Genomic DNA, 23,873 nt, shown 5'->3' on the forward strand with positions numbered 1-23,873 from the left:
TCGCGAGCTCGGGCCGGGCCCGCGGGAGCAGGCGTCAACGAGCTCGCCGCCCCCTCCGGGTGCGCAGGTAGTCGGCGACCACGTACTCGCCCAGCCGCTCGGCATCGGGCTGGAACACCCGGCCGCCCGCGCGCTGGGTGAGGTCGTGCACGAAGTGGATCAGGCCCGGGTCGGGGTCGAGGGCGAACACGTTCACCGTGGCACCGGTCCGGGCGACACGTTCCATCTCGGCCACCGTGCGGGCGATCGTCTCGGGCATCGGCGGCCAGCAGAAGAACGGCGTCCCGTCGTCCTCCAGGTGGGCGGTCGGCTCGCCGTCGGTGACCACGAGCACCACCGGCTCGGCGTCCCGGTGGTGGGCGAGGAACCGGCGGGCGAGCATCAGGCCGTGCTGCAGGTTGGTGCCCTGCAGGGTGTCCACCGACAGCTCGGCGAGGGTCTCCGGCCGCAGCACCTGGGCGGTGGAGGAGAAGCCGATGATCTGGATCGCGTCCTGCGGGAAGCGGGTCGTGACCAACGAGTGCAGCGCCATCGCCGTCGACTTGGCCGCGCCCCAGGTGCCGCGCAGCGCCATCGAGTAGGAGAGGTCCACCAGCAGGGCCACCGCGGCGCCGGTGCGGCGCTCGGTCTCGACGACCTCGAAGTCCTCGACGGCGATGCGGACCTGCCGCTGGCGGTCCGTCCGCGGCTCGCCCGCCGTCCGCAGGACGGCGTTCCTCACGGTGCGGACGACGTCCAGCGGCTGCTCGTCGCCGAAGTGCCACTCCCGGGAGCTGCCGGTGAGCTCCCCGGCGGCACCGGCGTCGGCGACGTCGTGCTCGCCGCGGCCGGTGGCGTCCAGCTTCGCGAAGACGCGGCGCAGCGCCGTGGCGCCGAGCCGGCGGACCGCCTTGGGCGAGAGCTCCAGCCGACCGTCGGAGCGGTTGAGGAAGCCCTGCCGTTCCAGCTCGCGCTCCAGCTGGCGCAGGGCCGCCAGGTCGTCGACGGCCGGCCGGCCGAGCGCGCGCTCGAGCAGCTCCTCGTCGACGTCGGCCAGGGAGGCGCCGGCGTACCCCTGCGACAGCTGGCTGGACAGCGCCTCCAGGTCGGCCAGCTCGGCGACCGCGCTGGTGGCATCGCCCATGCCGAGCGCCTGCTCGCCGTCGGGCACCTGGCCGCGCTGCCCCCAGGGGAGGTCCGGGCGGGCCTGGCGCAGCGCGTCGGAGAGGTGGGCCATCTCGCTGGCCAGCCCCATGTCCGACATCGTCTGCGCCATCAGGTCCTGCAGCTCCGCCCGCTGCTCGGCGGACAGGCCGGCCATCATGCGCTCCTGGGCGGCCGCCCGGCGGGCGAGGGAGTCGATCAGCTCCTCGACCGACTGCGGGTCGTCCGGGAAGAACTGGCCGTGCTTGTCCATGAAGTCGCTGAACCGCTGGTCGGTGTCCTCGCCGCGGTTGTGCGCGTCGATCAGCTGCGACAGGTCGGCCACCATGTCCTTGACCGCCTGGATGTCCTGCTCCCCGGCGTTCTCCAGGGCCTGCTTCATGTTCGCGAACGAGCTGTCGAGCACCTCCCGACGCAGCAGGTCCTGGATCTGCTCGTAGGCCTGCCGCGCCTCCGCCGAGCGCCACGGGTAGTCCTTCAGCGCCCGCACCGCGCCGGCGGTGTCCTCCGGGACGGCGTCGAGCTCCGCCTCGGCCAGGCGCGCAGAGTCGTCCGGATCGGGGAACAGCTCGCGCTTCTCGGCGTCCAGCGCCCGGTCCAGCAGCTCCCGGACCTCCTCCAGCGTGCCGTCCATCCGGCCGGCGGTGCGCGCCTGGCGCAGCCGCTCGCGCACCGAGCGGCGCAGCTCGTCCAGCCCGCGCCGTCCCTCGGTGCCGCGGCGGAGCAGCTCGCGCAACGCCTCCCGCACGCCGCTGCCGCCGAGGACGGAGTCCCCGATCTCGTCGACGGCGTTGCCGAGGTCGTAGGGCGGGGCCAGCGGGTCCGGCCCGCCGTGCCACTTCCCGTACCGGTAGCCCCGCGGGCGTCGGCCGCTCACGTCAGGCCCCGTACACCGTGCGGGCGCCGTCGGTGTCCTTGGCCAGCCGGCGGGTGAGGTACAGCCCCTCGAGGGCGAACTCCACGGCGGCCGCCGCCTGCTCGGCCGACTGCTCGCCCTCGGGTACGCCGAGCCGGCCGAGCAGCTCGGCGAGCTTCGGGATGGTGCCGAGCTGCCCGAGCAGGGCCGGTGCCGGCACCAGCTCGCCCGACTCCACGGTCTCGCCGCCGGTGAAGTGCTCCTGCAGGCCGGTCAGGTCCAGGCCGGCGCAGCGGGCGCGGAACGTCTGGGCGGTCGCCTGGCGCAGCAGGTGCTCCAGCACCTCCATCTCCCGCTCGTCGTCGGGATCGGAGCCGGCGTCGGCGAACTCCACCTTGCCCCGGCTCGCCGGGACGACGCTCGGCAGGTCGACGACGCGGGCGACCGGCCGGGTCTCCCCGGCGATCGCGGCCCGGCGCACGGCGGAGGCGGTGACGGTCTCCAGGCCGGCGATCGCGAATCGGGCGCTGACGCCGGAACGCTGGTCGACGTGGGAGGACTCGCGGACCAGCCGGGTGAACCGGGCGATGATCTCCACCAGGTGCTCCGGGACGACGGGCATGCCGAACGTCCCGTCACCGGTCCAGCTGGTCTGCGCCTCCTGGTGCAGCAGCCGGATCTCGTCGGTGAGCTCGAGCGGGTAGTGGGTGCGCACCTCCGCGCCGAAGCGGTCCTTCAGCGGGGTGATGATCCGGCCGCGGTTGGTGTAGTCCTCGGGGTTGGCGCTGGCCACCAGCAGCAGGTCCAGCGGCAGCCGGACGCGGTAGCCGCGGATCTGGATGTCGCGCTCCTCCAGCACGTTCAGCAGTGCCACCTGGATGCGCTCGGCCAGGTCGGGCAGCTCGTTGACGCTGAAGATGCCGCGGTTGGTGCGCGGCACCAGGCCGTAGTGCACCGTCTCGGGGTCGCCCAGGGTGCGGCCCTCGGCCACCTTGATCGGGTCGACGTCGCCGATCAGGTCACCGACGCTGGTGTCGGGAGTGGCCAGCTTCTCGCCGAAGCGCTCGCTGCGGTGCAGCCATCCGACCGGGGTGGCGTCGCCGTGCTCGGCGATCTGCCGGTGCGCCCACACCGAGATCGGGTGCAGCGGGTGCTCGTTGAGCTCGCTGCCGACCAGCACGGGCGTCCACTCGTCGAGCAGGCCGACGAGGGTGCGGATCAGCCGGGTCTTGCCCTGCCCGCGCTCGCCGAGCAGCACCAGGTCGTGGCCGGCGATGAGGGCGCGCTCGACCTCGGGCAGCACGGTGTCCTCGAAGCCGACCATGCCCGGCAGGCTGGGCTGCCCGGCACCGAGCCGGGCGAGCAGGTTGGCCCGCAGTTCGGCCTTGACAGGGTGGAAGCGGGCGCCGGTCGCGCGCAGCTCGCCGAGGGTCGTGGGGGCGGGGGAAGGGCTGCCTGGGGCGGCAAGATCCGTCACCCCCACCACGGTACGACGAGGAGCGCGGGTCCGGGCGTCCGTCGAGCGCCCGGCCTGCGAGGATCGCGTCATGGCCGACCCGGAGGTTCCCCTCGTCAGCGGTGCCGACGTCGAGGCCGCCGCCGCACTGCTCCACGACGTCGTCCGCCACACGCCCCTGTGGCACTCCCGCGGGCTGGCCGACCGGGTCGGCGGCCCGGTCTGGCTCAAGTGCGAGAACCTGCAGCGCACCGGGTCGTTCAAGATCCGCGGCGCGTACACCCGCATCTCCCGCCTCACCGACGCCGAGCGGGCGCGCGGGGTGGTCGCGGCGAGCGCGGGCAACCACGCCCAGGGAGTGGCGCTTGCGGCGCGGCTGCTCGGCTGCACGGCGACCGTCTTCATGCCCGAGACCGCGCCGCTGCCCAAGGTCGCCGCGACGCGGGCCTACGGGGCGGAGATCCGGCTCGGCGGCCCCACGCTGACCGAGGCGCTCGCGGCCGCGGCCGAGCACGCCGAGCGGACCGGCTCCGTGCTCATCCACCCGTTCGACCACCCCGACGTCGTCGCCGGCCAGGGCACGGTGGGCCTGGAGATCCTCGACCAGTGCCCCGACGTCGCCACCGTCCTCGTCTGCGCCGGTGGCGGGGGCCTGGTCTCGGGCGTGGCCGCCGCGGTGAAGTCCCGCCGGCCCGACGTCCGGGTGGTCGCGGTCCAGGCGGAGGGGGCCGCAGCCCTCCCCGGATCGCTGGCCGCCGGCCGGCCGGTGCCGTTGCCCGCGATGGCCACCATGGCCGACGGGATCGCCGTCGCGTCGCCGACCGACATCACCCTCGCGCACGTCCAGGGCCTGGTCGACGAGGTGCGGACGGTGACCGAGGAGGACCTCTCCCGGGCGCTGCTGTTCTGCCTCGAGCGGGCCAAGCTCGTCGTGGAGCCGGCCGGGGTCGCCGCCGTGGCCGCGGTCCTCGCCGACCCGGAGGCGTTCGCCCCGCCGGTCGTGGCCGTCGTCTCCGGCGGCAACGTCGACCCGGTGCTGCTGCTCAAGGTCGTCCAGCACGGCATGGCCGCGGCGGGCCGGTACCTCTCGCTGCGCCTGCGGGTGCCCGACCGGCCCGGATCGCTGGCCGGGGTGCTGGCCGCGCTCGCCGCCGCGGGCGCGAACGTGCTGGAGGTGGAGCACGAGCGGACGTCCACCCGGCTCGACATCGGGGACGTCGAGGTGTTCGTCGTCCTCGAGACGCGCGGGCCCGACCACGCCACCGACGTCGTCGCCGCCCTGACGCAGGCGGGCTACGCGGTCACCCGGGAGTGAACGTCGGGGGCCTGCCCGCAGCCGCTCGACCGGGGCGGCACCGATGAGTTCGGCAGGCCGGCGCCGTCCTGACTGCCGTGAATCCGATGAACTCTGTGCGCCGGCTGCGAAATGCGGTCGGGAACTGTCACCGTCGCGGCCTAGCGTGGCCCGCATGACCGACGCGATCGTCGTCGAGGGGCTGGTCAAGCGCTACGGCGCCACCACCGCCCTCGACGGAGTGGACCTGACCGTGGCCGAGGGCTCGGTGCTCGGGCTCCTGGGCCCGAACGGAGCGGGGAAGACGACGGTGGTGCGGATCCTCACCACGCTGCTCCTCGCCGACGCCGGGCGGGCGGAGGTGATGGGCCTGGACGTGGTGCGCGACGCGGACGCCGTCCGCGCCTCGATCGGCCTGACCGGCCAGTACGCGGCCGTGGACGAGTACCTGACCGGCTTCGAGAACCTCGAGATGGTGGGCCGGCTCTACCACCTGCCCAAGGCCGAGGCCCGCACCCGGTCGGGGGAGCTCCTGGAGCGGTTCGACCTCGTCGACGCCGCGCACCGCCCCGCGAAGACGTACTCGGGCGGCATGCGCCGCCGGCTGGACATCGCGGCCTCGCTGATCAACCGCCCCCGGATCCTGTTCCTCGACGAGCCCACCACCGGGCTGGACCCGCGCAGCCGACTGGCCATGTGGGAGTTCATCGCCGAGCTCGCCGACGGCGGGACGACGATCCTGCTGACCACCCAGTACCTGGAGGAGGCCGACCGCCTCGCCGACCGGATGGTGGTGATCGACCGCGGCCAGGTCATCGCCCGCGGCACCGGGGACGACCTCAAGGCGCAGGTCGGCGGGCAGCGGCTGGAGTTCACCCTCGCCCGCGCGGTCGACCTGGCCGAGGTGGCGCAGCGGCTGCGGCCGCTGGCGCTCGAGGACGCCCGCACCGACGAGCAGACCCGGCGGCTGAGCCTGCCGGTGCGCGGCGGCACCGAGGCGCTGGCCGAGGCGCTGCGCCTGCTGGAGGGCAGCGGGATCGAGGTGCTCGACGTCGGGCTGCGCCGCCCCGACCTGGACGACGTGTTCCTCACCCTCACCGGGCACGCGGCCGAGGACGCCGCACCCGCCGACGATGCCCACGCCGAGCCGGTCGCGACCGCAGGAGAAGCACGATGACCACGCTGGCCATGACCGTCTCCGACAGCCTGACCATCACCCGGCGCAACCTGATCAAGGTCAAGCGGGTGCCCGACCTGCTCGTGTTCGCGACGCTGTCGCCGATCATGTTCGTGCTGCTGTTCCGCTACGTCTTCGGCAGCGCGATCCCGGTCCCCGGCGGGCTGAGCTACGCCGAGTTCCTGCTGCCGGGGATCTTCGCCCAGACGGTGATCTTCGGCAGCACCATCACCGGCGCCAGCCTGGCCGAGGACCTGCAGAAGGGGCTCATCGACCGGTTCCGGTCCCTGCCCATGGCGCCGTCGGCGGTGCTCATCGGCCGCACCGTCTCCGACCTGCTGCTCAACGTGATCACCATCGCGGTCATGATGATCACCGGCTTCGCGGTCGGGTGGCGGATCCACACCTCCATCGGCGAGGCCGTCCTCGGGGTGCTCCTGCTGCTGACCTTCGCCTACGCGATGTCCTGGGTGATGGCCCTGGTCGGTCTGATCGTGCGCACGCCGGAGGTGGTGAACAACGCCAGCTTCATCGTGATCTTCCCGATCACCTTCATCGCCAACACCTTCGTGCCGATCGACAACTTCCCGTCCGTGCTCAAGACGTTCGCGGAGTGGAACCCGGTGTCCGCGGTGGTCCAGGGCGCCCGGGAGCTCTTCGGCAACGTGGTGCCGGGCGCTCCGGCGCCGAACGGGTGGGCGCTGCAGAAGCCGGTGCTCTACGTGTTCATCTGGGTGGCGGTGTTCCTGGCGATCTTCGTGCCGCTGGCCGTCCGGACGTACCGCCGCTCCGCCGGCCGCTGAGCAAGGACCCGCTGCCCCCACGCCTCGCAGGCTCGGGCGCGGGCCCCTGCAGCGCGGCCGGGCGGGGGGCGCAGGATGGCATCCGATGACTGCACCCGCGCCCCCCGCACTGTCCGCCGACAACCCGCTCGCGACCGTGTCGGAGCTGCCGTTCCGGCTGCCGCCGTTCGCCGACATCACCGCCGAGCACTGCCGGGAGGCGCTGCTGGCGGGGATGGCCGGGCAGCGGGCCGAGATCGCGGCGATCGTCGGCACGGTCGAGCCGCCCACGTTCGAGAACACGATCGTGGCCATGGAGCGCTCCGGCGCCCTGCTGGTCCGCGCGTGGAGCGTCTTCGGCAACCTCACCTCGTCGGTGTCGACGCCGCGGTTGCGCGAGATCGAGCGGGAGATCGCCCCGCTCGAGGCCGCGCACGACGACGCCATCCGGCTCGACCCGGGGCTGTTCGCCCGCATCGACGCGGTGCACACCGCCCGCCACGACAGCGGTCTCGACGCGGAGGCGGTCCGGCTCGTCGAGCGCTACCACCTGGACGTCGTGCTGGCCGGCGCCCAGCTGGACGAGGCCGGCCGAGCCCGGCTGACCGAGCTGAACCAGGAGCTGTCCACCCGTTCGACCACGTTCGGGCAGAACCTGCAGCTGGCCACCGAGGCCGCCGCCGTCCGGGTGGCCGACCGGGCCGAGCTGGACGGCCTGTCCGACCAGGAGATCGCCGGCGCCGCGACCGCCGCCGCCGACCGCGGGCTCGACGGCTACCTGCTCGCGCTGCTGCTGCCCACCGGTCAGCCGCTGCTGGTGAAGCTGCGGAACCGGGAGCTGCGCCGGCGGGTGTTCGAGGCCTCGGTCGCACGCGCCTCCTCGGGCGAGCACGACAACGGCCCGGTGGCCGTGCGCATCGCCACGCTGCGCGCCGAGCGCGCCCGGCTGCTCGGCTTCGCCACGCACGCCGACCTGGTGCTCGCCGACTCGACCGCGCGGACCACCGCGGCCGTCGACGCGATGCTGTCCTCCATGGTGCCGGCCTCGGTGGCCAACGCCGAGGCCGAGGCGGCGGTCCTGCGGGAGGCGGCCGCACGGGACGGCGTCGAGCTCGCCGCCTGGGACTGGGCGTTCTACAGCGAGCAGGTGCGGGCCGAGCGCTACGCCGTCGACACCGCCGCGCTGCGGCCGTACTTCGAGCTGGACCGGGTGCTCGTCGACGGCGTCTTCTCCGCCGCCGAGCGGCTGTACGGGTTCCGGTTCACCCCGCGGCCCGACCTCGCCGGGTACCACCCCGACGTGCGGGTGTGGGAGGTCAGCGACGCGGACGGCACCGCGGTCGGCCTCTACCTGGGCGACTTCTTCGCCCGCGAGGGCAAGCGCGGCGGGGCGTGGATGAGCTCCTTCGTCCGCCAGTCCCGGCTGCTCGGGACGACGCCGGTGGTCGTCAACAACCTCAACGTGTCCCGCGGCCCGGACGGCCGGCCGACGCTGCTGACCCTCGACGAGGTGAACACCCTCTTCCACGAGTTCGGCCACGCCCTGCACGGCCTGAGCTCCGCGGTCACCTACCCGCGGTTCGCCGGCACCGCGGTGCCACGGGACTTCGTCGAGTTCCCCAGCCAGGTCAACGAGATGTGGGCGCTGTGGCCGGAGGTCCTCGGCGGCTACGCCCGGCACGTCGAGACCGGCGAGCCGCTGCCGCAGGCCACCGTGGAGGCGATCGACGCCGCCCGGCTGTGGGGGGAGGGGTTCGCGACGCTGGAGTACCTGGCCGCGACCCTGCTGGACCAGGCCTGGCACCGGATCCCGCCCGGCGCCGAGATCGGCGACCCGATCGCCTTCGAGCAGCGTGCCCTGGCCGACGCCGGGGTCGCGTCCGACCTCGTGCTTCCGCGCTACCGCACGACCTACTTCCAGCACGTCTTCGCCGGCGGGTACGCCGCCGGGTACTACTCCTACATCTGGTCGGAGGTCCTCGACGCGGACACGGTGGAGTGGTTCACGGAGAACGGTGGCCTGCGCCGGGAGAACGGCGACGTCTTCCGCACGAGGCTGCTGGCGGTCGGTGGCTCGGTCGACCCTCTGGACGCCTTCCGAGCCGTCCGCGGCCGCGACGCCGACCCCGAGCCGCTGCTGCGCCGCCGCGGCCTGCACCGACCTGGCGAACGGCCATGATCAGGTGACCTGATCATGGCGCGTCCTCCCTCACGGTGTGCGGTGAGGGAGGACGCGCTGGGGTGAGGGAGGACGTCGCTTCTGGCCGGTCCGGAGGATCCCGGTGTCACAGCCAGGGCAGGCCGAGCACCAGGTCCAGGTCGTCGGGGCTCTCGCCGTCGCGCACCAGCCGGTTGGGCTGGCGGTGGCCGCACGCCGTGCAGCGGTGCACCACCTGCCAGCCCTTGCCCGACTTCTCCACCAGCCCGATCGGCTCCATCGGCTGCCGGCACTCGCTCGCCCGGTCGCCGGGCAGCTCGTCGACGTGCAGCGACCACAGGCAGAACGGGCAGTGGTTGCGGTAGTGCCCGTCGGTGTTGGCCGGCACGGGTGCCGTGCAGTGCACGCAGGCGAAGCCGGTGTTCTCCGCCTGCCGGGACCGGGCACCCACGGCGGAGCTCAGGGGGTGAACGGCTCGACGGCGACGACCTCGACGCTGATGTCGCGGCCGTTGGGTGCCTGGTAGGTCACCGTGCTGCCGGGGGCCGCGCCCATGATGGCGGCGCCCATGGCCGACTCGGGGGAGTAGACGGTGAGCTCCGTCGTCCCGGCGATCTCCCGCGAGCCGAGCAGGAACTTCTCGGTGTCGTCGTCGCCGGTGAACTTGATGGTGATGACGGTGCCGAGCGCGGCGTTGGTCACCGTCTTCGGGGCGTCACCCACCCGCGCCTTGCGCAGCAGGTCGGTCAGCTGCCGGATGCGAGCCTCCTGCTTGCCCTGCTCGTCCTTGGCCGCGTGGTAGCCGCCGTTCTCCTTGAGGTCGCCCTCCTCGCGGCGGGCGTTGATCTCCGCCGCCATCGCGGGCCGGCCGGCCACCAACTGGTCGAGCTCGGCCTTGAGCCGGTCGTGGGCCTCCTGCGTCAGCCAGACGCCCTGGTCCTGCTCGTCAGTGGGGGTGGACACGTAGGGGTACTCCTGAGACTCGGGTGGCCGGCCCCGGCTGGGGACGGCCGCTTGTCGATCCGCCAAGCTAACACCGGGCGGAACGCCGACGCACGGACGCGGACACCCCCCGGAGATGCGGAACCGTACAGGACCGTCCGGTGATCCCGGACACAGGTTCCCCCGGTCGGGGCATCCGACCAGGCCGGTCGCGCCCGGCGCCGTGCGGGCGTGCGCCGGTCCCCGCCGCGCGCGGTGGACAATGTCCGGGTGACCTCTCCCGACCAGCTGCGCCTGCTCGCGGTGCACGCCCACCCGGACGACGAGTCGAGCAAGGGCGCGGCCACCATGGCGAAGTACGTCGCCGAGGGCGCACGCGTGCTCGTGGCGACCTGCACCGGTGGCGAGCGCGGCTCCGTGCTCAACCCCGCGATGGACCGTCCCGACGTGTGGGAGCGGCTGCCGCAGATCCGGGTCGAGGAGATGGCCCGCGCACGCGAGATCCTCGGCGTCGAGCAGGAGTTCCTCGGGTTCGTCGACTCCGGGCTCCCGGAGGGCGATCCGCTGCCGCCGCTCCCGGACGGCTGCTTCGCGCTCGTCCCCGTGGAGGAGGCCGCGGCCCCGCTGGTCGAGCTCATCCGCCGGTTCAAGCCGCAGGTGATCACCACCTACGACGAGCGCGGTGGCTACCCGCACCCCGACCACATCAAGACCCACGAGATCTCGGTCCACGCATTCGACGCCGCCGGTGACCCCGACCGCTACCCGGAGCTGGGTGACCCCTGGCAGCCGAGCAAGCTCTACTTCCACATGAGCTTCACGCTGCCCCGCACGAAGGCGCTGCACGAGGCGATCCTCGCCACGGGTGTGGAGTCGCCCTACACCGAGTGGCTGGCCAACTGGGACCCGGCGCACGACATCTCCCACCGGGTCACCACCCGCGTGCCGTGCGCCGAGTACTTCCCGGTCCGCGACGCCGCGCTGATCGCCCATGCCACGCAGATCGACCCGGAGGGGCGGTGGTTCGCCTGCCCGCCGGAGACCCAGCAGCGGGTCTGGCCGACCGAGGACTACGAGCTGGCCCGCTCCCTGGTCGACGTCCCGCTTCCCGAGGACGATCTGTTCACCGGGATCCGCACTGAGGTAGGTGTCCGATGACCGAGCTCTCCACCGTGCTGGCCCAGCAGGCCCCCGAGGACGTCGGCAAGGCCGGTCCGCTGGGGTTGCTGCTCATCGTCGTCCTGCTCATCGCCGTCTTCCTGCTGGTCCGCTCGATGAGCACGCACATCAAGCGGATCCCGGTCAGCTTCGACCCCGACGAGCGCGGCCCGGAGATCCCGGACACCCCGGAGGAGCTCTTCGCGCCGAAGCCGGGTCAGCAGGTGCTCGACGAGCTCCGCCGTGCCCCGCTGGCCATCGAGCCGCCCCGCGAGGGCCAGGACCGGCCGGACGGCCCGGCGGCGCGGGGCTGAGCCGACGACGGCCCGGCGGCGCGCAGCCGAGCCGGCCCGGTCGCCGGCGTCACCAGAGGTGGCCGACGTCGACGACCAGCCGGAACGCCCGGTCGCTGCCGGGCTCGCCGGCCAGCGTGAAGACGCGGAACGGCAGGCGGGCGCGGGTGCCGATGCCCAGGCTGGTCTGCCCCTCGAACGACCCGGCCCAGGCGACCTGCCGGAACGTCTCGAAGGCTGCCACGTCGACGACCTCACCCTGGTCGGCCGGCAGGTAGGTGGGCTGGTACTGCTGGTCGTACGCGGCCGCGCCGACCAGGATGCGCAGCGTCGCGCCGCCCCGCAGCGGGATCTCCGCGCCGGAGCCCTGCGCCGCCAGGGCCGGGACGTAGCGGACGTCGTAGGTCGGTGTCGCGCCGGCGGGCCCCCGCAGGTCGATGACCAGGCGATCGAAGCAGACGTGCCGGCCGGCGCGCACGTCGGTGACCACCGAGGCGGACGTGGACAGCTCCTGCCCCTCGGCCAGCGACCCCCAGACCTGCCCGCAGAACGGCTCGTCGCCGTACCGCGTGGGTGAGGCGTGGGCCGGCCCGGCGATCAGACCCGCGCCCAGGGCAACTCCGGCGAGCAGCGGCAGGATGCGGGAACGCCGGGTCATGATCGCCTCCGTCGGCAGGGGTGCCGGTCTTCCTACCCCGGTCGAGTCCGGCGCTCCCGGCGACCGCGTGATCGTCACGGGGTCGTCACGGGCCGGCCGTGCGGCCGTTTCGGGAGCGTGCACGGCGGCCGGCGAGGGCGGCCGGATCGGTAGGGTCCGAGGATGACGGCGGCACGGAGACGCGAGAGCCAGGTCGCACAGCCCACCCAGCTCCTCGGCGACGTCATGAGCCGCGTCGCCCGGCAGCTGCAGGAGGAGCACGGCGACGTCGAGGGCATGCTCCAGGCCATCACGGCCGCGGCCGTCCGGACCGTTCCGCACGCCGACGAGTGCGGGATCACCTACGTGATCGGCCGGGCGAAGGTGGAGTCGCGGGCGTGGACCAGCGAGCTGGCCAGGACGCTGGACTCGCTCCAGGAGCGGCTGGGGCAGGGGCCGTGCATGGACGCGGTATGGGAGGAGCAGGTCGTCCGCGTGGACGACGTCGCGTCGGACCCGCGATGGCCGGAGTTCGCGCGGGAGGCCGCCGCCCTGGGGGTCCGGAGCATGCTGTGCTTCCAGCTGTTCGTCGAGGGGGACCAGCTGGGGGCCCTGAACCTGTACTCGCGCGGGCGCGCCGCGTTCGACGCGGACAGCCAGGACATCGGCCTGCTCTTCGCCAGTCACGCCGCCGTCGCGCTGGCCGGTGCCGAGCACGAGACGAACCTGCGGGCCGGGATGAACAACCGGGACGTCATCGGCCAGGCCAAGGGCATCCTCATGGAACGGCACCGGCTCACCGCCGAGCAGGCCTTCGGCGTGCTCGCCCGGGTCTCCCAGGAGCTGAACCGGAAGCTCGTCGACGTCGCCCGGGAGCTCGCCGAGACCGGCGGAGTGCCCGAGGGGCGGCACCGCCGGGACTGATCCGCCCGACGCCGTCATCGGCGTCCGCTCTCGGCGTAGCGCCGGCCCGTGCCGATCCCGCACACCCAGGCTTACCGTGTAATCACGTAATCAACACGGTTCTCGGGAGGTCGCCATGCATGCCCACCGATTCGCCGACGCCGCCTTCGGCCCGGGCTTCCGCCGCGGACGCGGCCGGGGTCCGGGTGGCCGGGGCGCCGATCCGGCACCGCCCGTGGAGCGCGCGGAGGTGGCCGGCTGGTTCGCCGGCCGGCTGCCGGAGGGCTGGTTCACCGGTCCGGTCGAGCTGACCATCGACCGGGACGAGATCACGGTCGTCGGCGCGCTGCCGGAGCCGGACGCCGGCGAGGGCGATCCGGGGGCGGCCCGAGCGGGGCGGATCGCGCGGTTCCGCGAGGAGACCCGTCAACAGCGCATGGCCATCGCCGACGCGGCCCAGGAGCGCTACGGCCGGTCCGTGGCCTGGGGTGCGGCCTGCGGCGACGAGCGGGAGGTGTTCACCAACCTCTCCGTGCCGGTGATGACCCGGCTGCGCCAGCGGGAGCGCCTGGTGCTCGACACCCTCGTCGACGCCGGGGTGGCCCGGTCGCGCTCCGAGGCGCTGGCCTGGGCCGTCCGGCTGGTGGGGCAGCACACCGAGGACTGGCTGACCGAGCTCCGGAACGCGATGGCCTCGGTGGAGGAGGTCCGCGGCCGCGGCCCGGACGTCGGCTGAGGTCGTCCGGGCTCGGGCCGTGGGCGAGTCGATCGGCCTGCCCGGCACCGGTGGCTCCTGGACGACCTCGGCCATGCCGCGCCGGTCATCGAGCCGCCGCGCGACGACCGGTCGGTCGGCCCGGGATCACGGGGCCGACCGACCGGCCGCCGAGGGCACGGCCGGCTGCGCTACCAGCTGTGCGCGACGTCGATGACCAGTCGCGGCCCCTGGTCGGACGCGGGCGTCCCGGCGAGCGTGAACACCCGGAACGGCAGATGCGCCCGCACACCCAGCGCGAGGGTGGTGCGGCCTTCGAAGCTCCCGGCCCAGGCCACCTGTCGGAACGTCGTCCAGCCGGCCACGTCCACGACCTGGCTCCGGTCGCCCGGCGTGAAGGTGGCGTTGCCGTACTGGTCGTACGCGGGTGCGGCCAGTAGTACCCGGATATCCGCCCCGCCGCGGACGGGGACCTGGCGGCCCGAGCCGTCCTCGGAGACCACGCGCACGTATCGGACGTCGTAGGACCCGAAGGTGGTGTCCTGGCCGCCGAGGTCGACGACCAGCCGATCGAAGCAGGCGTGCCGACCGGCTCGGATCCCGTTGACCATCTCGGTATCCCAGGCGGTGGCGACCTGAGGGAGCGAACCCCAGCGGATGCCGCAGTAGGGATCCGCGGCCGAGGCGGGGACAGCGGAGACGACGAGTCCGGTCACCGCGGCGAGGCTGAGGACGAGGAGACGGGCGGGCTTACGGGTCATGGCAGTGCCTCCTGGCGGGGAGCGCCGGAACGTGGCGCTGCAGCAGAGGATCCGCCGACACGCCCGATTACCACCAGATGGCGTTGATGTCCAATACCGCTGACGATATGGCGTGTCGTATGGCAGATGTCGGAGCGGGAGGCGCTCCGGGGTCGCCGCTGGGCGTGGCGTCCGCGCGAGAGTGTGCAAGCGGGCACCGGCGGTCATGACGATGCGCGGAACGCCGTTGGATTCCGGTGTGGTGGCCGCCGTCCGCCGCGCTCGCTCGGGAGCTGAGATCGCCGTGCGATGGCGTCCGTGGAGGAGCTCTGCAGGCGGGGTCCCCGCGTCGGCCGAGATCCGCGGCGCCGTCTGCCAGGCTCTGGACCGTGCCCGATCCTCTCGGCCTGCTGCGGACCGCCTACGGCGACCTCTCCGGCACCCTGTCCTCGCTGACCGTCGAGGAAGGCTGGGTGCCCACCGGCTGCGCCGGCTGGACGCCGGTCGACCTGGGGTTCCACCTGCTCAGCGATGCCCGGCGTGCCCTCGTCGCCCTGAACACCCCGTCGCCGGCGCGGGCGGACACCACCGCCGTCGACTACTGGACGGCGTGGCGGCCGCCGGCCCCGGGGGACGACGAAGAGCTGTGGAGCACACGGATAGCGGCGTCGGTGCACGGCGGCCTGCCGGGGATCGCCGCGCGGTACGCCGAGACGTCGGCGGCGGTGCTCGTGGCGGCGGAGCGGGTGCGCGCGGACGACCTGGTGCGGACCCAGGGTCGGGTGCTGACCGTGGCCGACCTCCTGTCCACGCTCACCGTCGAAGCCGCCGTCCACCACCTGGACCTGGTCGCGCACCTGGACCGGCCCGGGCCGGCAGCCGAGCCGTTGGGCGAGGTGCGCCTGGTTCTCGAGGGGCTCCTCGGTCGGCGGCTGCCGGCCGGATGGGGCGACGTCACGGCCGCCCGGCGGGGGACCGGCCGGGAGCCGCTGACCGACGCCGACCGGGCGGGGCTCGGGAAGGACGCCGGCGCCTTTCCGCTGTTCGGCTGACCTGCGACATCGACCTGGGACACTGGGCCTCGTGCCCGCCGATCCCGTCCCCGTCGCGACCGACGTCCTCGTGATCGGCGCCGGCCCCGCGGGCTCGGCCGCGGCTGCCTGGGCGGCCCGGGCCGGGCGGGACGTCGTCCTCGCCGACGCGCAGGTCTTCCCCCGGGACAAGACCTGCGGGGACGGGCTGACGCCCCGGGCGATCGCCGAGCTGGACCGCCTCGGGCTGGGGGAGTGGGTGCGCGGGCACGCCCGCAACCGTGGGCTGCGGGCGGCCGGCTTCGGCCGGCAGTGGGAGCTGCCCTGGCCCGGCGGGGAGTTCCCCGACCACGGCAGCGCGGTGCCGCGCACCGAGCTCGACGCCCGCATCCGCCAGGTGGCGCTCGACGCGGGCGCCACGGCGCTGGACGGCGCCCGCGCGGTCGGTGTCGAGCGGGACGGCGAGCGGGTCAGCGGGGTCGTCCTCGAGCTCGACGACGACCACCGGGTCTCCGTCGCCTGCCGGCACCTGGTGGTGGCGGACGGCGTGCGGTCCCCGCTGGGGCGGCTGCTCGGCCGGGAGTGGCACCGCGACACCGCGTACGGCGTGGCCGCGCGGAGCTACGTCCGCTCCGGTCGCAGCGACGACGAGTGGATCTCCTCCCACCTCGAGCTGCGGGGGACCGAGGGCGAGCTGCTGTCCGGCTACGGGTGGGTCTTCCCGCTGGGCGCCGCTGCCGGGGAGGTCAACCTCGGCGTCGGCACGCTGGCGACCGCCCGCCGGCCGGCCGGGGTGCAGCTCAAGCCGCTGCTGGAGTACTACGCCGAGGCACGGCGGGAGGAGTGGCAGCTGGACGGACCGGTGCGGGACGTCGCGTCGGCGCTGCTGCCCATGGGTGGTGCCGTCTCCGGGGTGGCCGGCCGGAACTGGGCGTTGATCGGGGACGCCGCCGGATGCGTCAACCCGCTCAACGGCGAGGGCATCGACTACGGCCTGGAGACCGGCCGCACCATCGCGGCGATGCTGGCCGACGACGACTGGACGACGGCGTGGCCGGCCACGCTGCGCCGCCACTACGGCGAGGCGTTCTCCATCGCCCGCCGCCTGGCCGGTCTGCTCACCGTCCCTCGCTTCCTGCCGGCGGCCGGCCCGGTGGGCATGCGGTCCGCGGCGCTGATGACCGTGGCCCTGCGGGTCATGGGCAACCTCGTCACCGACGCCGACCGCGACCTCGTCGCCCGCGCCTGGCGTACGGCGGGCAAGGCCTCTCTGAAGCTGGATGACCGCCCACCCTTCACCTGACCCGGTCAGAAGGAGGGGGCTTCCCATCCCACGGGACGGAGGCCCGGGAGGAACCCGCGGCGCAGCCGCGGTCGTGAGGAGCGGAGGCCCGGAGGGTCCTCCGAGCGCGGACGGGAGGTGAGCCGAGGAGGGAACCCGGCGGAGCCGGGTCCGGGAGAGCGGGGGCCCGGAGGGCTCCCGCTCTCCCGGACGGGAAGCGGCTCAACGCAGCCGGGGAACGGCACCTGGCCGCGGTGCGGTCCGGAGGACGACAGACAACTCAGACGAAAGGAGAGTTGTACATCGCGAAGTAGACGGCGATGTAGTGGCAGATCGCGGCCACGATGGTCATGGCGTGGAAGACCTCGTGGTAGCCGAACGTGCCCGGCCAGGGGTTGGGCTTCTTGATCCCGTAGGCGATGCCGCCCACCGTGTACAGCAGGCCGCCGGCCGCGAGCAGCACCATCGCGGCGACGCCGGCGAAGTGCAGGATGTCGGTGAGCACGAAGACGGCGACCCAGCCCAGCCCGATGTAGAGCGGCACGCCGACCCAGCGGGGCGCGGTCGGCCAGCTGAGCTTGAGGACGACGCCCCCCAGCGCGGCGGCCCAGACCCCGGCGAGCACCCAGAACCCGGTCGGCTGGTCGACCGCCAGCAGGGCGAACGGCGTGTACGTGCCGGCGATGAACAGGAAGATCATGGAGTGGTCGAGCCGCTTCATGACCTTCCAGCCGCGCGGTGACCAGCGGCGCCGGTGGTAGAGGGCGCTGATCCCGAACAGGCCGAGGATGGTCAGGCAGTAGACGGCGACGGAGAAGCCGGCCCGCGCGCCGAGCACCGAGGCGAGGGGGATGAGGACCGCGCCGGCGATGATGGCGCCGAAGAAGGCGAACAGGTGCAGCCATCCGCGCATGCGCGGCCGGGTGTCGGGATGCTCCCAGTCGCTGTCGGCGAAGTCGGACTCCGTCCACGCCTGTTCGACCCGTTCGCCCTCGTCCAGGACTGCGGCCACGGCCTGTGCCCGGGGGGCCTCGAGCTCGGCGCTGTCGGCCTGCACCCGGACCTGTTCGCGATCGTCGGGAGCGGTACTCATGCTCCGAGGTTACGGACCCGTAGGTAGGGCGTCACCCCGAGCGGCCTGTGACTTCGCTGGGTGCCCCGGTCGACGTCCGTGCGACGTGGCGTGGGCGTCCGGCCGCCGCCCCAGGAGGGGCCTAGGGTGACCGCGTGGGGGCGCGCCAGAAGGTTCGCGAAGCAGTCGTGCAGGTCTACGAGCGGCGTCTGGCACGGGCGCTGGAGGGTGCCGACGTCCCCCGCCACGTCGGCGTCATCATGGACGGCAACCGGCGCTGGGCCCGGGCGATCGGGCTCGAGGACGTCGCCCACGGCCACCGCCGGGGAGCGGACAAGATCGTCGACCTGCTCGGCTGGTGCGACGACGCCGGGGTCTCCGTCGTCACCCTGTTCATGCTCTCGACCGACAACCTCAACCGGCCGGAGCCGGAGCTGCAGGCGCTGCTACAGATCATCGAGGACGTCGCCGTCGACCTGTCCCGCCCCGGCCGGCCGTGGCAGGTGCGGTCGATGGGGGCGCCGGAGGTGCTGCCGCCGGAGACCGTCGCCGTGCTCAAGCAGGCCGAGGAGGACACCCGCGACCGGTCCGGGGCCACGGTGAACCTGGCCGTCGGCTACGGCGGACGGCAGGAGATCGCCGACGCCGTCCGTTCGCTGCTGGCCGAGCACGCCGCCCGCGGGACGTCCCTGGAGGAGCTGGTGCAGGCCCTGGAGGTCGAGCACATCGCCGAGCACCTCTACACCCGCGGCCAGCCAGATCCCGATCTGGTCATCCGCACCAGTGGCGAGCAGCGGCTGTCCGGGTTCCTCCTCTGGCAGACGGCGAACACCGAGTTCCACTTCACCGACGTGTACTGGCCGGACTTCCGGCGGGTGGACTTCCTGCGCGCGCTGCGGGACTACTCCGCCCGGCACCGCCGGTTCGGCAGCTGAGGGCCTGCCGGTTCCCGGTCGGTCGTGCGCGGCTGCGAAACTGCGGGCCATGTCGGCGCTCCCTCTCGACCTCCCCCTCGAGTACGTGCGGCTCGGGTTGCGGTTCGACCGGCTGGAGGCCGGCTTCGTGGATGCCTACACCGGCGACCCGGCGCTGCGCGCCCGGGTCGCCGACGAGCCGGCGCCCACGCCGGCCGGTCTGCGGGACCAGGCGCGTGCCCTGCTCGGCGAGCTGGACTCCGCCGGCCTGCCGGCCGACCGCACCGACTACCTGCGCGGGCAGCTGACCGGGCTGGAGTGCAGCGCCCGCGCGATGAGCGGCGAGCCGGTGCGGTTCGTCGAGCAGGTTCGGGCGTACTTCCAGGTCGACGTGGTGCTCGGGGACCCGGCGCAGTACGCGGCCGCGCACGCCGAGCTGGACACCCTGCTGCCGGGCGGCGGCACGCTGGCCGAGCGGTACGCCGCGCACCGCCGTCGCGAGGAGTGCCCGCCGGCCCGGCTGGAGTCCGCGGTGCACGCCCTGTCCAGCGCGCTGCGCGACCGGGTGCGCGGGCAGTACGGCCTGCCGGAGGTGGAGACGGTCCGGTACGAGGTGGTCACCGACAAGCCGTGGTCGGGCTTCAACTACTACGAGGGCGACTACCGCTCCCGCGTGGCGATCAACGCCGACCTCCCGCACCGGCTCTCCCAGCTGCCGCACCTGGTGGCCCACGAGTCCTACCCGGGGCACCACACCGAGCACTGCCGCAAGGAGCGCGGGCTGGTGGAGCGCGCCGACCGGGCCGAGCACACCGTCTTCCTGGTGAACACCCCCGAGTGCCTGATGGCGGAGGGGCTGGCCGACCTCGGCGTCCAGGCGTCGATCGGGGAGGGCTGGGGACCGTGGGCGGCCGAGATCCTGGGCGACCTCGGGCTGCGCTTCGACGGGCACCTCGCCGAGCGGATCGCCGCGGCGGCGGCGCCGCTGAACCGGGTGCGGCAGGACGCCGCTGTCCTGCTGCACGACCGCGGCGCCGACGAGTCCGAGGTGAGCGCGTACCTGCAGCGCTGGTCGCTGGTCAGCCCCGAGTGGGCCGCCCAGCAGATCCGCTTCCTCACCGACCCCCTGTGGCGGGCCTACATCTCCACCTACGTCGAGGGCTTCGACCTGCTGTCCCGGTGGCTCGCCGCCCGGCCGGAGGCGCAGTCGGTGGCCGACCGTTTCGTCCGCCTGCTCGACGAGCCCCTCACGCCGCACGCCGTGGCCGACGAGCTGCGGGGCAGCTGACCCATGAGCGGCCGGTACGACGACCGGGAGGCGCGCCTGCTCGGGCTGTGGACGGCTGCCTGGCTCGGTGGGCTCCTGCTGGCCGGGCTGCTGTGGGTGGGCGACCTGTCCCTGCAGTGGCCGGTGCTGCTCGTGCCGGTGCTCTGGGCGCTGGTCGCGGTCCGGCCGCGGCGGTCCCGGACGCCGAACTCCCGGGACCCGGGCTCCTCGGACCCGGACTCCTCGGACCCGGACTCCTCGGACCCGGACTCCTGGGACCCCGTCCCGCCGTCCACCCGGACCGACACCGTCGAGCGGCCGGCGGTCCGGCCGCCGGACCGGGACGGCCGGTACTGACCGCCGGAGCAGGCCGGCGTCCTCACCAGCACGGGTGGGACGACAGGGGCGGCTGTTCCTCCATCGGGTGAACGTTGGGTTTCGTCCGGGCCGGGTTCGGCGCGACTGTCGGTGGTGAGGCATACCGTCCGCAGTGGACGACGAGCTGCCCTCGCCGTCCACGGGAGGCCCGGTTGGTGCTGACGAGTTCGTCGACCAGGGGGGCCGGCACCCGGCCTCTGCGCCGGGGCCCGGCCACCTTCGAGCGGGGGCGTGCCGTGCGCCCCACGGGAGTCGAACCGTGACCGATCGCCGTACGTATGTCCTCGACACCTCCGTCCTGCTCTCCGACCCGGGCGCCCTCATGCGCTTCGGCGACTCCGACGTGGTGCTCCCGCTCGTCGTCATCGGGGAACTCGAGGACAAGCGCAACCACCCCGAGCTCGGCTGGTTCGCCCGTCAGGCGCTCCGCATGCTGGACGACCTCCGCGTCGCGCACGGGCGACTGGACGCACCGGTGCCCATCGGGGAACAGGGCGGCACGCTGCACGTCGAGCTCAACCACAGCGATCCCTCCGCGCTGCCGGCCGGCTTCCGCAACGACAGCAACGACAGCCGGATCATGGTGGTCGCGCTGAACCTGCGGTCCGAGGGGCGCGACGTCTGCCTGATCACCAAGGACGTGCCGCTGCGGGTGAAGGCGGCGGCCGTCGGGCTGGACACCGACGAGTACCGGGTGATGGACGCCGTCGACGCGGGCTGGACGGGCATGGCCGAGGTGTCCCTCGAGGACGCCGAGCTCGACGAGCTGTACGACGCCGGGGAGGCATTCGTGCCCGCCGCCGCGGAGATGCCCCCGCACACCGGCCTGGTGCTGCTGTCCTCCCGCGGGTCGGCACTGGGCCGGGTGATGCCGGACAAGCAGGTGCGGCTGGTCCGCGGGGACCGCGAGGCGTTCGGGCTGCACGGCCGGTCGGCCGAGCAGCGGGTCGCCCTGGACCTGCTGCTGGACCCCGAGATCGGCATCGTCTCCCTCGGCGGGCGGGCCGGCACCGGCAAGTCGGCGCTCGCCCTGTGCGCCGGCCTGGAGTCGGTGATGGAGCGGCGCGCGCACAAGAAGGTGGTGATCTTCCGGCCGCTGTACGCCGTCGGCGGGCAGGAGCTCGGCTACCTGCCCGGGGGCGAGAACGAGAAGATGTCGCCGTGGGCGCAGGCCGTCTACGACACGCTCGGCGCGCTGGTGTCCCCGGCGGTGATCGACGAGATCGACTCCCGCGGCCTCATCGAGGTGCTGCCGCTCACCCACATCCGCGGGCGGTCGCTGCACGACTCGTTCGTGATCGTCGACGAGGCGCAGTCGCTCGAGCGCGGGGTGCTGCTGACCGTGCTGTCCCGGCTCGGTGCCGGCTCGCGGGTCGTCCTCACCCATGACGTCGCCCAGCGGGACAACCTCCGCGTCGGTCGGCACGACGGCGTCACCGCGGTGATCGAGGCGCTCAAGGGCCACCCGCTGTTCGCGCACGTGACCCTCACCCGGTCCGAGCGGTCGCCGATCGCCGCCCTGGTCACCGAGATGCTGGAGGACCTCCCGCGCTGACCCGGGCTCCGGGGTGTTCTCCGCGCTCCCGGGTCCGCCGAGGACCCGGGAGCGCGGACCGCCCCCGGAGTGGTCGGCGGGGTCAGCGTCGCCCGTCCACCGGACGACGCCGCGCGATCAGAGGGCGGGGGAGGACTCCGCGTCCTCGTCCTCCGGCTCGGCGGCCGCGTGCGGGGCGGCCCTCTGGCGCTTCGCGGCGGGCGGTGGCGCCGTCGCGGCCCGCAGCACGACGACCACCACCCAGCCGGCGCCGAGGCACCAGAGGATGCGGGTCATCATCTCGTCGATCGACAGGTCTCCCCGCATGCCCAGCGCGAGCACGGGCAGGGCCAGCACGAACCCGACGAGCAGGACGTCCCAGCGGAACGGGCTCATGCCGTCGTGCTGTCCAGCCGCTCGCAGAGCAGCGAGGCCCAGCGGTGCGGGGTGGCCCGGACGCCGTCGAGGAGGGCCACCGGCGCGTCGATCCGGCGGAGGACCGCGGCCGGATCGGCACTGAGGTCCACGTCCTGCACGATCAGCGCGTCGACCCTCGGCAGCCCGTCGATCCAGTGCTCGAGGTCCTCCGGCTTGCGCGTCGCCTCCACCACGGCCCAGACCGCGACGGGTGCCCAGACGCTGGCCATCTGGGCCATCCAGTAGGCGTCGGTGCGCAGCGGCGCGTCGACGGCCACGATGGTGACGGTGCCCGTGGCGAGGGACTCCTGGCGGCGGTCGATGGCGGCGTCGACCGAGGTGACCCGGCTGCTCCGCGGGGCGAGCCCGGCCAGGTCGCCGCGGGTGGCCCACTGCACGCAGTCGGGGTCCAGGTGCAGCGACGCCGCCAGCGAGCGCGCGGCACGGAGCGCGTCCGCGCCCGGCCCGACGACGAACACGGTGTCACCGGCGGCCCGGGGCAGGTCGGGCGCCGCGGGCAGCCGGCGCGCCAGGCTGCGCGTGAGGGCGGCGTACGTGCCCAGCGCGACGACGTCCTCCTCGAACCGGGCGTCGAGCAGCTGGGCCGGCACGCCCAGCAGCTGGAGCCGGCCGCTCACGTCACCGGTGTCGGCAGCCGGCACCGGGAGGTCGGCTGCGACGTCGGGGGTCTCCAGCAGCTCCTGGGCGCAGAGGGAGTCGAAGTCCTCGGGCAGCTCCGGGAGATCCGGCCCGGCCATGAGCGGTGCCACCGGCAGCCGCGTCACGGTCGCGAGCCACCGGCCGGGGCCCTCGGCCCGGTCGGCCTTCGGCGCGTCGACAGCCGGGTCGGCGGCGGGCGAAGCCTCCGGGGCGGCCGGTTCCCCGGACTCCGTCGCCGGCGCGGCGGGGGCGGGGGCGATTGCGGCCGGGCTCGCCGACGGTGCCGGGACGCTGGGCCGCCGCGGGGCAGCCGGGGGGACCGGCGGGCGGCCGCGGCCGCGGGACGACGGCAGCGGCGGGAGCAGCGAGAGCGGTGGCATGACGGTGGTGGCGTCGAGCGACATCATCGGCGCCGGGTCGCTCGCGGTCCGGGCCAGCACGGGCGCCAGCTCGGCCACCTCGGCGGCCTCCTCGACCTCGACCTCGACCAGCTCCTCGGCTTCCGCCGCGGGGTCCTCTCCGACCGGGGCGTCGGGCACGTCGTCGGCGGCGGTCTCCTCGGTGGGGCCCTGCTCCACGGTCGCCACGGCCACGGCCACGATCACGTCGTCGTCCGCGGCGGGGACGGTGATCTCCGCGACCGGCTCGGGGGCCGTGGGGAACAGCTCCGGGTCGGCGGGCTGCTGGGTCACCTCGGCCCAGATGGGGGCGTCGTCGACCCGGGGCCGCGGGGCCGGCGTCACGTCGCCCCACAGCGACGACGACGTCGGCGTGCCCCACATGGACCCCGTCGCCGCGGGCGGCACGGCGGGCGCCGGTGCGGGAAGGGGCTCCGGGGCGGTCGGCATCTCCGTGGGTGTGGTGGCCTCCGCCGCGGTCGTGACCGGCGGGAGGTCCGGCACGGCGAACTCGGCCGGCAGCGGCTCCGCGATCGCGACGGGCTGTTCGTCGACGGCGGGCGCGGGAGCCTCCGGAACCGGCAGCTCCGCCACGGGCAGGTCGCGGACGGGCAGGTCGAGCACCGGCTCCGCCACGGCGGGTGCCGGGGGGACCGGCAGCTCGGC

22 protein-coding genes and 1 pseudogene are annotated in these 23,873 nt (G+C 74.2%); 14 read left to right on the plus strand and 9 right to left on the minus strand.

Translation table 11 applies throughout. The features are described 5' to 3' along the window. Positions 1-34 precede the first annotated feature (34 nt). The gene (locus BM142_RS04325) at positions 35-2,020 is read right to left on the minus strand and encodes a VWA domain-containing protein (protein WP_092195512.1); all 1,986 of its coding nucleotides are present in this window, start codon (positions 2,018-2,020) and stop codon (positions 35-37) included. 1 nt (position 2,021) lies between these two features. Beyond that, a complete protein-coding gene (locus BM142_RS04330; protein WP_254790529.1) occupies positions 2,022-3,476 on the minus strand; it encodes a sigma 54-interacting transcriptional regulator in 1,455 nt (484 codons plus the stop codon). 70 nt (positions 3,477-3,546) lie between these two features. Here BM142_RS04330 and ilvA point away from each other — a divergent pair, with 70 nt between their 5' ends. From ilvA to BM142_RS04350, 4 genes are all read left to right on the plus strand, one after another. After that, on the plus strand, positions 3,547-4,770 hold the full coding sequence (gene ilvA / locus BM142_RS04335; protein ID WP_092195514.1) for a threonine ammonia-lyase: 1,224 nt from the start codon (positions 3,547-3,549) through the stop codon (positions 4,768-4,770). Positions 4,771-4,924: 154 nt separating this feature from the next. Beyond that, positions 4,925-5,926, plus strand: coding sequence for an ATP-binding cassette domain-containing protein (locus BM142_RS04340; RefSeq protein WP_092195515.1), 1,002 nt, complete (start codon positions 4,925-4,927; stop codon positions 5,924-5,926). Then, entirely contained in the window at positions 5,923-6,729 is an 807-nt protein-coding gene (locus BM142_RS04345) for an ABC transporter permease (RefSeq protein ID WP_092195516.1), read from the plus strand. The genes BM142_RS04340 and BM142_RS04345 overlap by 4 nt, the downstream gene beginning before the upstream one ends. Positions 6,730-6,814: 85 nt before the next feature. Next, positions 6,815-8,887 carry a M3 family metallopeptidase gene (locus tag BM142_RS04350; RefSeq protein WP_092195517.1) on the plus strand — a complete coding sequence of 691 codons (2,073 nt, stop codon included), beginning with the start codon at positions 6,815-6,817 and terminating at the stop codon, positions 8,885-8,887. A 106-nt stretch (positions 8,888-8,993) separates the two neighbouring features. Here BM142_RS04350 and BM142_RS04355 read toward each other — a convergent pair whose 3' ends face one another. Beyond that, entirely contained in the window at positions 8,994-9,317 is a 324-nt protein-coding gene (locus tag BM142_RS04355; protein WP_175527082.1) for an RNHCP domain-containing protein, read from the minus strand. A gap of 8 nt (positions 9,318-9,325) precedes the next feature. Further along, positions 9,326-9,829, minus strand: a complete 504-nt coding sequence (gene greA / locus BM142_RS04360; protein WP_092195518.1) for a transcription elongation factor GreA — start codon at positions 9,827-9,829, stop codon at positions 9,326-9,328. 249 nt (positions 9,830-10,078) lie between these two features. On the opposite strand from greA, the gene mca reads away from it, so the two are divergent. Both mca and BM142_RS04370 read left to right on the plus strand, forming a co-directional pair. Beyond that, complete coding sequence (gene mca, locus BM142_RS04365; protein ID WP_092195519.1) at positions 10,079-10,966, plus strand: mycothiol conjugate amidase Mca; 888 nt, start codon at positions 10,079-10,081, stop codon at positions 10,964-10,966. Beyond that, the gene (locus BM142_RS04370; RefSeq protein WP_092195520.1) at positions 10,963-11,280 is read left to right on the plus strand and encodes a hypothetical protein; all 318 of its coding nucleotides are present in this window, start codon (positions 10,963-10,965) and stop codon (positions 11,278-11,280) included. The genes mca and BM142_RS04370 overlap by 4 nt, the downstream gene beginning before the upstream one ends. Before the next feature lie 49 nt (positions 11,281-11,329). On the opposite strand, the gene BM142_RS04375 is transcribed toward BM142_RS04370, so the two are convergent. Continuing rightward, complete coding sequence (locus BM142_RS04375) at positions 11,330-11,917, minus strand: AMIN-like domain-containing (lipo)protein (RefSeq protein WP_092195521.1); 588 nt, start codon at positions 11,915-11,917, stop codon at positions 11,330-11,332. 162 nt (positions 11,918-12,079) lie between these two features. Here BM142_RS04375 and BM142_RS04380 point away from each other — a divergent pair, with 162 nt between their 5' ends. Together BM142_RS04380 and BM142_RS04385 are read left to right on the plus strand one after the other, a co-directional pair. Further along, complete coding sequence (locus BM142_RS04380) at positions 12,080-12,820, plus strand: GAF and ANTAR domain-containing protein (protein ID WP_092195522.1); 741 nt, start codon at positions 12,080-12,082, stop codon at positions 12,818-12,820. Between the two features lie 115 nt (positions 12,821-12,935). Further along, positions 12,936-13,535, plus strand: a complete 600-nt coding sequence (locus BM142_RS04385) for a hypothetical protein (protein ID WP_092195523.1) — start codon at positions 12,936-12,938, stop codon at positions 13,533-13,535. Positions 13,536-13,705: 170 nt separating this feature from the next. Here the strand turns inward: BM142_RS04385 and BM142_RS04390 are convergent, their stop codons facing one another. Beyond that, on the minus strand, positions 13,706-14,275 hold the full coding sequence (locus tag BM142_RS04390; RefSeq protein ID WP_092195524.1) for an AMIN-like domain-containing (lipo)protein: 570 nt from the start codon (positions 14,273-14,275) through the stop codon (positions 13,706-13,708). A gap of 368 nt (positions 14,276-14,643) precedes the next feature. On the opposite strand from BM142_RS04390, the gene BM142_RS04395 reads away from it, so the two are divergent. Both BM142_RS04395 and BM142_RS04400 read left to right on the plus strand, forming a co-directional pair. Then, on the plus strand, positions 14,644-15,306 hold the full coding sequence (locus BM142_RS04395; RefSeq protein ID WP_217640560.1) for a maleylpyruvate isomerase N-terminal domain-containing protein: 663 nt from the start codon (positions 14,644-14,646) through the stop codon (positions 15,304-15,306). A 31-nt stretch (positions 15,307-15,337) separates the two neighbouring features. Next, complete coding sequence (locus BM142_RS04400; RefSeq protein WP_092195525.1) at positions 15,338-16,588, plus strand: geranylgeranyl reductase family protein; 1,251 nt, start codon at positions 15,338-15,340, stop codon at positions 16,586-16,588. Positions 16,589-16,847: 259 nt separating this feature from the next. On the opposite strand, the gene trhA is transcribed toward BM142_RS04400, so the two are convergent. Further along, positions 16,848-17,660: a PAQR family membrane homeostasis protein TrhA gene (gene trhA / locus BM142_RS04405; RefSeq protein ID WP_092195526.1), complete on the minus strand. Its 813-nt coding sequence runs from the start codon at positions 17,658-17,660 to the stop codon at positions 16,848-16,850. A gap of 134 nt (positions 17,661-17,794) precedes the next feature. Between trhA and BM142_RS04410 the strand changes: the two genes are divergently transcribed. From BM142_RS04410 to BM142_RS04425, 4 genes are all read left to right on the plus strand, one after another. Beyond that, positions 17,795-18,574, plus strand: a complete 780-nt coding sequence (locus BM142_RS04410; protein ID WP_092195527.1) for an isoprenyl transferase — start codon at positions 17,795-17,797, stop codon at positions 18,572-18,574. A 49-nt stretch (positions 18,575-18,623) separates the two neighbouring features. Further along, positions 18,624-19,841 (plus strand): DUF885 domain-containing protein, encoded by a 1,218-nt coding sequence (locus BM142_RS04415; protein WP_092195528.1) that lies wholly within the window; start codon positions 18,624-18,626, stop codon positions 19,839-19,841. Positions 19,842-19,844: 3 nt separating this feature from the next. Further along, positions 19,845-20,177 carry a hypothetical protein gene (locus BM142_RS04420; protein ID WP_092195529.1) on the plus strand — a complete coding sequence of 111 codons (333 nt, stop codon included), beginning with the start codon at positions 19,845-19,847 and terminating at the stop codon, positions 20,175-20,177. A 280-nt stretch (positions 20,178-20,457) separates the two neighbouring features. Continuing rightward, the gene (locus BM142_RS04425) at positions 20,458-21,753 is read left to right on the plus strand and encodes a PhoH family protein (protein ID WP_092195530.1); all 1,296 of its coding nucleotides are present in this window, start codon (positions 20,458-20,460) and stop codon (positions 21,751-21,753) included. Positions 21,754-21,870: 117 nt separating this feature from the next. On the opposite strand, the gene BM142_RS04430 is transcribed toward BM142_RS04425, so the two are convergent. Next, positions 21,871-22,128, minus strand: coding sequence for a hypothetical protein (locus BM142_RS04430; protein WP_254790530.1), 258 nt, complete (start codon positions 22,126-22,128; stop codon positions 21,871-21,873). Continuing rightward, positions 22,125-23,873: pseudogene (locus BM142_RS04435) on the minus strand (hypothetical protein); the annotation flags it as partial. The pseudogene BM142_RS04435 and the gene BM142_RS04430, both read right to left, overlap by 4 nt.

Source organism: Blastococcus tunisiensis, from assembly GCF_900112815.1.
Lineage (GTDB): Bacteria > Actinomycetota > Actinomycetes > Mycobacteriales > Geodermatophilaceae > Blastococcus_B > Blastococcus_B tunisiensis.